The organism is Micromonospora sp. NPDC048947, assembly GCF_040649495.1.
Classification (GTDB): Bacteria; Actinomycetota; Actinomycetes; order Mycobacteriales; family Micromonosporaceae; genus Micromonospora; species Micromonospora alfalfae.
This window is the reverse complement of record NZ_JBEZFO010000048.1, coordinates 1-7487: the sequence shown is the minus strand read 5'-3', so window position 1 is coordinate 7487 and position 7487 is coordinate 1. Positions and strand designations below refer to the sequence as shown.

Sequence of the window (7487 nt, the reverse complement as noted above, 5' to 3'; positions counted from 1 at the left end):
CCGAGCTGGGCGCCGCGTCCGGTGCCGACCATGAGGGCGGTCGGAGTCGCCAGCCCCAGGGCGCAGGGGCAGGCGATGATCAGGACCGCGACGGCCGCGGTGAACGCCGCCGTGAGTCCGGCGCCGCTGCCGAGCCAGAAGCCCAGGGTGCCCAATGCCAGTGCGATGACGACGGGGACGAAGACGGCGGAGATGCGGTCGGCGAGGCGTTGGGCTGCGGCTTTGCCGTTCTGGGCGTCCTCCACGAGGCGGGCCATGCGGGCGAGTTGGGTGTCGGAGCCGATGCGGGTGGCTTCGATGACGAGGCGGCCTCCGGCGTTGATCGTCGCGCCGGTGACGGTGTCTCCGGCGGCGACCTCCACCGGCACGGACTCACCCGTCAGCATCGAGGCGTCCACAGCAGAGGTGCCCTCGACGACGGTGCCGTCGGTGGCGATCTTCTCCCCGGGCCGGACCACGAACCGGTCCCCGACGGCGAGCCGGTCGGCCGGAACGCGTACCTCCGTACCGTCGTTCCTGAGCACGGCAACGTCCTTGGCGCCCAGGTGCAGCAGCGCCCGCAGCGCGGCCCCCGCCTTCCGCTTCGCCCGCGCCTCCAGATGGCGGCCCAGCAGGATGAAGGTGATGACCCCGGCCGCGACCTCCAGGTAGATCGTGGAACTCGCGTCGGCGCGCGAGACGGTGAGATCGAAGCCGTGGCGCATGCCCGGCATCCCCGCGTCCCCCAGGAACAGCGCCCACAGCGACCAGCCGAAGGCGGCGAGGGTGCCCATCGAGACGAGCGTGTCCATGGTGGCCGCGCCGTGCCGCAGGTTGGTCCAGGTGGCGCGGTGGAAGGGCAGGCCGCCCCAGACGACGACGGGCGCGGCGAGAGTCAGGGAGAGCCACTGCCAGTTGTCGAACTGCAGGGGCGGGATCATCGCGAGCAGGACGACGGGGACGCTGAGGACGGCGGAGACGATGAACCGCTGCCGGAGCGTGGCGAGGGAGGCGGCCTGTTCCGCCTCCGCGGAATCGGCAGCTTCTGTCGCGGCGGACGGTTCAGCCTCCTCTGTCTCCGCTCGTACGTCTGCCTCAGCTCGTACGTCGGCTGATGCGGACTGCTCCGCCTGCTCCGGCGTCCGTTCCCTCTGCGGTTCCGGTTCCGTTTCCGGCTGCTCCCGCTTCGGAGGCGCGACCGGGCGCTTCGGGTGCGCGACCGGGCGGGCCGTATAGCCGGTCTTCTCGACCGTCGCGACGAGATCCGACAGTTCCAGCCCCTCGGCGAAGGTGACGCGGGCCTTCTCGGTCGCGTAGTTCACCGTGGCGGTGACGCCGTCCATCCGGTTGAGCTTCTTCTCGACGCGGGCCGCGCACGAGGCGCACGTCATCCCGCCGATCATGAGTTCGGCCTCGGAGGCGTTCGCGGCCGGGGTCTCGGCTGCTGCTGTGCTGGCCATGTCCGAACTCCTGGGTGGTGCGGTGGTGCCGTGGTACGCGGGCCGGTCACCGGCTGTGGCCCCGTGAGTCGTGACCGGTGGCCCGGTGACCCGGTGGCCCCGTGACGCACATCGGGCCGTACCTCACCAGTATCTGCTGGTGGGGCCGGCCCGAGGCGGGAGGTGGTGCGGGCGGCGCTCAGGCGGCCCGGCCGACGAGTTCGTAACCGGCCTCGTCGACGGCGGCCCGTACGGCGTCCTCGGCCAGCGGGGCCTTGGAGGAGACGGTGACGCGGCCGGTGGCGGCGACGGCCTCGACGGACGTCACCCCGCCGAGCGAGGAGATCTCCTCCGACACGGCCCCTTCGCAGTGGCCGCAGGTCATGCCCTTGACCTCGTAGACCGCGGTGACCGACTCCGTCGGCTCGATCTGTACGTCCTGCACGTCGGCGGCGCCCCCGCCGTGGCAGGCGCCGGTGGGCGAGCAGCAGGAGCCGGTGGACTGGGTGGTGGGCTCGGTCTCGGCGGTCATGGCGTTCTCCTCTTCGGCGTACGAGTGTGGCGCGGGGGGCCACAGGGGTGCCCGGGGCGCCTCGCTCACTCCATACTATACCCCTAGGGGGTATTGAGCAGAGGTGGGCGCGCCGGCCGGGGCTCCGAGTGGTGTCGCCCGGCGCTCTAGGTGTGTTGTTCGGAGAGGTTGGTGCCGCGGCTGGCGGGTGTGTGGCCGCCGATTCCGGTGTGGGGTCGGTGGTAGTTGTACCAGTGCAGCCAGTGGGTGAACGCTTGCCTGCGTTCGTGGTCTGAGGTGTAGGGCTTCTGGTAGGCCCATTCGTCGAGCAGGGTGCGGTGGAAGCGTTCGACCTTGCCGTTGGTCTGGGGCCGCCAGGGCCTGGTCCAGCGGGGGCTGATGTCCAGGTCGCGGCAGGTGTTGCGCCAGGTGTTCTTGCTGTAGGCCCAGGCGTTGTCGGTCAGGACCCGTTCGATGCGGATGCCCAGGGACGCGAAGTAGGCCGTGGCCCGGACGAGGAAGCCTGCGCAGGTCGGGGCGGTCTCGTCGGGCAGGTCCTCGGTGTAGGCGATGCGGCTGTGGTCGTCGAGGGCGGTGTGCAGGTAGGCCCAGCCGGCGCCGTTGGTCCGGCTGCGGTGGCCGTCGGCCCGGCCGAGAGTCCTGTGGCCGCCGCCGTCGGGGATGCGGCCCAGCTTCTTGACGTCGATGTGGACCAGTTCGCCGGGTCGGGCTCGTTCGTAGCGGCGGACGGGCTCGCCGGTGGCCCGGTCCAGGGCGGCCAGTGGCGGCAGGCCGTGCCGGACCAGGATGCGGTGGGCGGTCGAGGCGGCGATGCCGCATCGGACGGCCAGTCGTAGCGGTCCGATCCGGTGCTCGCGTCGCAGCCGGAGAACGTGCTCCTCGACGGTGGCCGGGGTTCTGCGGGGCTGGTGGTGCGGGCGGCTGGAGCGGTCGCTCATTCCGGTGACGCCGAGCTGCCGGTAGCGGCTCGCCCAGCGGGCGGCGGTGGTGTGGCTGACCTGGAAACGCTCGGCCGCCCGCCGCACGGGCCATCCGTCCTCGACGACGCAGCGGGCCAGGCGGAGTCTCCCGGTCTCGGTCAGTGGGGCATTACGGTGGACCACGAGGGCCTCCTGATCTCGGTGCAGATGTCGCAATCCACACCGAACCCGGAGGCCCTCACCCGTATCAAGAACCCAGCACGCGTGTCACCAACGTCCCGGGACAACACATCTAGGGCGTGTCCGGCGGATCATGTGACCTTCCGATCGGTCGCTCCCCGGCCAGCGAGCGTTTGTCCCGGACGGCGCGGGTCGGCGGGCCTGTTCCACGTCGACGGCACTCTTGGTGCAGCCCTCGATGAGCTCGTCGATCGGCGCTGGGTGCACCCTGTATGGCAGTGCGTGATCGACCGTCCCGGCCGCTGAGCACTCCCGAAGGTTGGCGGAGCTGTGCAAGGTCACCCTTCTGAGTGGCGAGGAATCGATTCGGCAGCGGTGCTGCGGTAGTGCGGTGCAGTGGAGGGCACAGGATGGGCCCACATCGTGGAGCGGCGACCGCTTCGCGTGGAGCCGAGCGGAAGGGCCGTGCGTAATGGCCAAGAAGGAAAAGACCTCGTCGACGCTCTTGGTGGTCGATCCCTCCGACACAGGCGACTGGTCCAAAGCGCAGCAGCGCGATGTTCGCCCTACCACCACCGCCGGGTGGCTGCTGTGGGCAAGCGCGGCGCCGGATGCCCCCAGGGTGGTTGAGACCTTTGGGACGCTGGTGACCCTGGACGGCCCGCTCACCGGGCAGGACACCGATGCCCTCAAGAAGAGCGCAACGGGGGCGGACACCGCCCTGGTCGCCGTGCCCGCCGGGGTGGGACCGTACGAAGCGGCCTGCGCCGCATGGTTCAGGTCAGCCCTGGTCTGCCTTCACGACTGCGGCGTCCCGAAGGTCATCGTCGCCTGCGACAACATGCGCGACAGCAGCGTGAACTACTCGCAAGGGCGGTTCAAGATTATGGAGCACGAGAACCTCGACTATGCCAAGCGGGCCGGCTACGAGGACGGAGCCGTTTCCTGCGTCCCGATCGACCACTGGACCGGGGAGAATCTCTACAAACTGAGCGCCAACATGTCGTGGTACAAGGGCGATGCCCTCATCGATATTTTCGCAGACTTGCGCCCGCGGTAGAGCGTCCTCGGCGGCGACGAGCCACGCCCGGATGGGCGACCCCGCCACCGTCGAGGACCACCTGCACCCCGCTCTCGGATCTTAGTAGAGGGCTGTCGGTCTGGGGCGTGTCCGGTGGATCATGGGCGGAGCCATAAGCGGACTGCCGCTGCGCTGACCGTGCCGTGGAAGACGTAGGCCCTCTTGTCATAACGGGTAGCGACCGCGCGGGAGTTCTTCAGCCGGTTGATGGTCCGCTCGACCTCGTTGCGGCGCCGGTAGCGCTCGCGGTCGAAGCCGGCGGGTCTGCCGCCCGCGCTGCCTCTGCGCCGCCGGTTGGCCCGTTGGTCCTTCGGCTCGGGGATCGTGTGCCGGATGTGGCGTCTTCGCAGGTAGCGGCGATTTCGGCGGGAGCTGTAAGCCTTGTCGCCGCTGACGTGATCGGGCCTGGCCCGGGGCCGCCCGACCAGTCGGCGGGGAACCCGAATTCGGTCCAGGACCTCGATCATCTGCGGGGCGTCACCCCACTGACCAGGAGTGATCAGTAGAGCCATGGGGCGGCAGCCGCCCTCCCCGGCGAGGTGGATCTTGGAGGTCAGACCGCCCCGGGACCGGCCGAGTCCCTCATCGGGGCGGTGGTGCCGGGGCGTCGTCCTTTTTTCGGGACCTGCGGCCTGGCCTTGCGGGCACCGGCCGCATGCTGGTGGGCCCGGCAGGACGTCGAGTCGACGCCGACCATGCCCCAGTCGATCCGCCCGGCAAGGTCGGCGTCGGCCTGGACCGCCTGCAAGAGCCGGTCCCAGGTACCGTCCGCCGACCAGCGGCGGTGCCGTTCATAGACGGTCTTCCACGAACCGTAGCGTTCCGGCAGGTCACGCCACGGAACACCGGTGCGGACCCGGAACAGAATCCCGTTCAGTACGGTCCGGTGATCGTTCCACCGGCCGCCGCGACCACCCGGCGAAGGCAGATGCGCCTCCAGCAGCAACCACTCGCGATTCGTCAGATCCCCCCGACCCATGACCCAACCAACGCGCGACCGATCGGAAAGTCACATGATCCGCCGGACACGCCCTAGTTGTATTGACCCGCAGGGTTGTTGACTCGGCTGATCGGGGGCTGGCCTCCGAGTGCGGTGTGGCAGCGGTGGTGGTTGTAGGTGTGGATGAAGTCTGCCAGGGCTGCCGTGCGCTCGGTGTTGGAGGTGTAGGGCCGCTGGTAGGCCCATTCGTCGGCGAGGGTGCGGTTGAAGCGTTCGACTTTGCCGTTGGTCTGGGGCCGGTAGGGGCGGGTCAGCTTTCCGGTTGCGCCGAGGTCGGCCAGGGCGTTCTTCCAGGCGAGGCCCTTGCGGTAGGCCCAGGCGTTGTCGGTGAGGACGCGTTCGATGCGGGTGATGCCCTGGCGGTGGAAGAACGCGGCCGCGCGAGTGAGGAAGCCCGCGCAGGTGGTGACCTTCTCGTCCGGGTGGATTTCGCTGTAGGCGAGGCGGGAGTGGTCGTCGACGGCGGAGTGGACGTAGTCGAAACCGGCGTTGCTGCGGGTGGCGCGGCCGGCCTGGCGGCCCAGGGTCCTGTGGCCGCCGCCGTCGGGGATCCGGCCGAGCTTCTTCACGTCGATGTGGATCAGCTCGCCGGGGTGTTCGCGCTCGTAGCGGCGGATGAGCCGGCCGGTGGGCCGGTCGAGGAAAGCCAGGCGGTTGAGGCCGTGCCGGGTGAGGACACGGTGCACCGTCGAGGCGGGCATGCCGAGGACGGGCCCGAGCCGTGCGGGTCCGAGCTTGCGGTCCTGGCGCAGGCGGCATATCCGGGCTTCGGTCGCGGCACTGGTCCGGTGGGGTGTCCGGTGCGGGCGGCTGGAGCGGTCGATGAGTCCGCTTTCGCCCTCGGACCGCCAGCGCCGGAGCCACTTGTGGGCGGTGGGGCGCGAGATGCCCATCTCCGCGGCGACGTGCGCGACAGGACGGCCGGAACAGACACGGTCGACGAGCAGCCGCCTGCCATGAACAGTCAGCCGGGCATTACGGTGGGACACGAGGGCCTCCGTTTGGTGAAGATTCGACACCTCCACCACACACGGGGGCCCTCGTCGTGATCAAGCCCCACCAGCGTTAACAACGCTCGTGATCAATACACCTAGGGCGGCGGGACCTCGCCGTGGTGCCGGTGCACCCGGGAGGCGGCGAGCGAGCCCAGGAAGCCGGCGACCAGGCCCCAGAGGAAGGCGATCCCGAGCGCGGTCCAGAGCTGCGGGCGCAGCGAGACCTCACCGCCGAGACCGCCGCCGAGGTCCCCGATGCCGAGCAGGGAGAGCCCGTAGCGGGCGGATACCGCCGCCGTCAGGCCGATGAGCAGCACAGTCAGGGTCAGCGCGACCGCCAGGTGCAGGGCGTGCTGCCAGGGGCGCATCCGGGCGGGTGAGCGGACCGCCATGAGGAAGGCCGCGCCGAGCACCAGGAGCGCGGCGAGGACGAGCAGCCACCAGACCCGCCCGTCCTGGGCGGCGAGGGTGCGCAGGTTGACGGTGGAGAGGTCGGGCGTACGGAGTACGGAGTCGAGCACCTGGGGCATCGGCAGCCCGAACGGGCCCTGTACCTTGCCCTCCCAGGAGGCTCCCAGGCCCACCGTGAACGCGAGCCAGACCAGGTTGGGCAGGCCGAGGAGGATCACCGCGAGGGTCTGGGCGGGGTGCCCGCGCACCACCATCACGACCAGCCCGGCGACCACGCCCAGGGCGACGGAGACCAGGAGCAGCGCCACCATGGCGGAGGCGGCGGGGCGCACGGTCTCCTGGAAGCGGACCAGCCGGGGCGGGAGCGGCGCCCGGCGCGAGACCAGGAGCGCCAGCAGGAGGACACCGGCCAGCCAGACCAGGCCGATGATCACGGTCAGCGGGATGTCGGCCCGGAATCCGACCCGCGCCGAGTCGCCCAGGACGTCGCCGAAGGCGTCTTCCGTCCCGCCCCCCGTCCCGTCCCCCGTTCCGTCTCCCGTGAGGTTCTCGGCCGGGAGGGTGAACGTGTGCCGGGCCACCAGCGAGAGGACGACCAGCACCACGGCCCAGAGGGCGGCGACCCGGCCCGCCCAGCCCGCCAGCTCCCGCACTCCGGCGACGGCCCGGTGGCGCAGCGGGCGGAGGAAGCCGTGGGCGATGAGCAGCGCGCCCGCGAGGGTCACCGAGAGCGGCAGCACCGAGAGGCCCGCCTGCGCCCCCACGAGGGACCCGGCGTCGCCCGCCAGGCCGACCGAACCGCCCGCCGCCATCACGACGACCGCGGCCACGACCCGGGGGAAGCCGCCGTCGGGAGCCTTGTGCACCATCAACCCGCCGGAGGTGGCCTTGTCGCGGTGCCAGCGACGGAAGTAGTCGGCGCCGTGGCGGACGTCGAGCAGCCACTCGAA

6 protein-coding genes and 2 pseudogenes are annotated in these 7487 nt (G+C 70.8%); 1 reads left to right on the top strand and 7 read right to left on the bottom strand.

Annotated elements, in window-relative coordinates:
- The 4 genes and pseudogenes from AB0B98_RS32970 to AB0B98_RS32955 form a co-directional block, all read right to left on the bottom strand.
- A pseudogene (locus tag AB0B98_RS32970) lies at positions 1–977 on the bottom strand (HAD-IC family P-type ATPase); the annotation flags it as partial.
- Between the two features lie 228 nt (positions 978–1205).
- Positions 1206–1439, bottom strand: a pseudogene (locus AB0B98_RS32965) (heavy metal-associated domain-containing protein); the annotation flags it as partial.
- Between the two features lie 178 nt (positions 1440–1617).
- On the bottom strand, positions 1618–1848 hold the full coding sequence (locus AB0B98_RS32960; RefSeq protein ID WP_357367740.1) for a heavy-metal-associated domain-containing protein: 231 nt from the start codon (positions 1846–1848) through the stop codon (positions 1618–1620).
- 248 nt (positions 1849–2096) lie between these two features.
- Entirely contained in the window at positions 2097–3053 is a 957-nt protein-coding gene (locus AB0B98_RS32955; protein WP_175469214.1) for an IS481 family transposase, read from the bottom strand.
- A gap of 469 nt (positions 3054–3522) precedes the next feature.
- Here AB0B98_RS32955 and AB0B98_RS32950 point away from each other — a divergent pair, with 469 nt between their 5' ends.
- On the top strand, positions 3523–4110 hold the full coding sequence (locus AB0B98_RS32950) for a hypothetical protein (RefSeq protein ID WP_357367737.1): 588 nt from the start codon (positions 3523–3525) through the stop codon (positions 4108–4110).
- 119 nt (positions 4111–4229) lie between these two features.
- On the opposite strand, the gene AB0B98_RS32945 is transcribed toward AB0B98_RS32950, so the two are convergent.
- The 3 genes from AB0B98_RS32945 to AB0B98_RS32935 form a co-directional block, all read right to left on the bottom strand.
- Positions 4230–5110, bottom strand: a protein-coding gene (locus AB0B98_RS32945) for an IS5 family transposase (protein WP_357367735.1) whose coding sequence is annotated in 2 segments (ribosomal slippage) — positions 4230–4750 and positions 4750–5110 — 882 coding nt in all. Because the reading frame shifts where the segments join, the coding sequence is not laid out codon by codon here.
- 53 nt (positions 5111–5163) lie between these two features.
- Complete coding sequence (locus AB0B98_RS32940) at positions 5164–6120, bottom strand: IS481 family transposase (protein WP_357367734.1); 957 nt, start codon at positions 6118–6120, stop codon at positions 5164–5166.
- Between the two features lie 101 nt (positions 6121–6221).
- A partial coding sequence (locus AB0B98_RS32935) for a streptophobe family protein (RefSeq protein ID WP_357367733.1) occupies positions 6222–7487 on the bottom strand: 1266 nt, incomplete at its 5' end.

Coding starts and splice junctions, on each gene's coding strand:
- AB0B98_RS32950 (WP_357367737.1), top strand. CDS start 3,523: ATGGCCAAGAAGGAAAAGACCTCGTCGACGCTCTTGGTGGTCGATCCC.